Annotated in this window: 1 protein-coding gene; it reads left to right on the top strand. The window is 42.7% G+C overall.

Annotation, left to right across the window (positions count from 1 at the left end):
• Positions 1 to 120: 120 nt before the first annotated feature.
• Entirely contained in the window at positions 121 to 573 is a 453-nt protein-coding gene (locus tag F6J99_RS45025) for a nuclease (RefSeq protein ID WP_293123935.1), read from the top strand.
• Positions 574 to 1,388 lie beyond the last annotated feature (815 nt).

The following is a 1,388-nucleotide window of genomic DNA, read 5'->3' as shown; positions in this document are numbered from 1 at the left end:
GATTGATGATCACGATATTGAAGAGCAGCAAGAAACAGGTCAGTATTTGATCGATGCATTGGATCAGGATCGACTTTCTGAGCGTCAGTTATTCCCGATTGAGATGAAAGGTGTAACTTGGTGAGGGGAGCCATAGTGTTGGATGGACGACAGGTCGGTCTCATCACCAATCCAAAGCTGTCTGCTCAGAGTGTTGCTTGTGCTCAGTGGCTTCAAACTCACCTGACATCAGGGAGTCGTGTGATCATTCCAGAGATTGTAGACTATGAGATTCGCCGTGAGTTGTTGCGAGCAAAGAAGACAAAAGGCATTGCTCGTCTAGATGATTTAACCAAGTTGATTGAGTATTTGCCAATTAGAACGGTTGCAATGCGTCAAGCTGCACAACTTTGGGCACAAGCTCGTCAGCAAGGACAACCAACAGCAGGTGACAAAACGATTGATGCTGATATGATTCTGGTGGCTCAGGCCATGACTCTTGGAGTTCCAGATGTTGTAATTGCAACAACGAATGTGGGGCATTTGTCGAGGTTTATTGCAGCGGAGTTGTGGCAGAACATTCCTCCAAGTTGACGGACACCATTACAAAATTTATAAATTTTAAGATCAGATAGATAAACCCCAGCTAGTAGTTGGCACCAGAGCGTGGCAGCTGCTAGCTGGGGTTTTCAGTTTCCGCTGCTACTTCGTCGAGTTTGTCTTACTTGTATAGCGCTACCCGCAAGGCAAGAGGCAAGAGGCAAAAGTTGACTAAAAAGCTACCTTAGGTGCGCTTTCCGCATCTAATTATTAAATTCGCCACGGGTCGCACCTTTTTCAGCTTTTATCAATGTCCTAACTTTAATGCGTAGTGCTATAACTAGCTAAACCTGGGATTAGTGGGAGCGCAGTTATTCTCTTATTCCCTTACAAATGTAGTTTTAACTACTACAGATATGGGGTCAAACCCATCAGTATTCACATACTACAGTTGGTCTTACTTGTACCTAGCTAAACCTGGGATTAGTAGCACCACAGTTATTCTCCTATTTCCTTACAAATGTAGTTTTAACTACTACAGATATGGGGTCAAACCCATCAGTATTCACATACTACAGTTGGTCTTACTTGTACCTAGCTAAACCTGGGATTAGTAGCACCACAGTTATTCTTTTATTTCCTTAGAAATGTAGTTTTAACTACTACAGATATGGGGTCAAACCCATCAGTATTCACATACTACAGTTGGTCTTACTTGTACCTAGCTAAACCTGGGATTAGTGGGAGCGCAGTTATTCTCCTATTTCCTGACAAATGTAGTTTTAACTACTACAGATATGGGGTCAAACCCATCAGTATTCACATACTACAGTTGGTCTTACTTGTACCTAGCTAAACCTGGGATTAGT

Origin of the sequence: Moorena sp. SIO4G3, assembly GCF_010692305.1 — a bacterium.
Lineage (GTDB): Bacteria > Cyanobacteriota > Cyanobacteriia > Cyanobacteriales > Coleofasciculaceae > Moorena > Moorena producens_A.
Note: the sequence above shows the minus strand (reverse complement) of the source record. Positions and strands in the feature narration are given on the sequence as shown.